Below are 420 nucleotides of genomic sequence, written 5' to 3' on the forward strand. Positions count from 1 at the left end.
GTAAACGGTCAATCCCAACCGCCACGGTCCAGACACCGTGTAGTCGAAGGTGGCTGTTTGCCGTAAGCCAGAAAATCACCGAGCCAGCGACTGATGCAGCCATCGCCGCTGGCCTGGGGCGGTTCCTTGAGCAGCAACAGGTCGATGCCGTACGCGAGCGGTTCACCGCGCCCGGTGTTGACCAGCACCATGCGTGCGATGCGTACGGGGAACAGCGTGGCATAGCGGTTGCCGAGTCGCGCCGCGTCGGCATTGCCGATATAGCTGAGCGCCAGGGCCTATGACGAATGGCAGCGCTGGGCGCGCCTGAGTGCGATGATCGGTTCGGCCACCGGCGACGCCTACCTCAAAATTGCCCAGGCCTACAACATGGACCTCCTGGTGCACCACGCCAAAGTCCAACTGCGCCAACTGGAGCGC

1 protein-coding gene is annotated in these 420 nt (G+C 63.3%); it reads left to right on the forward strand.

Annotated elements, in window-relative coordinates; translation table 11 throughout:
- The coding region (locus tag AC0L20_RS39980; RefSeq protein WP_473295665.1) for a hypothetical protein at positions 1 to 284 on the forward strand (284 nt) is incomplete at its 5' end.
- Positions 285 to 420: the final 136 nt, after the last annotated feature.

The organism is Bradyrhizobium sp. Kon58 (assembly GCF_055807455.1).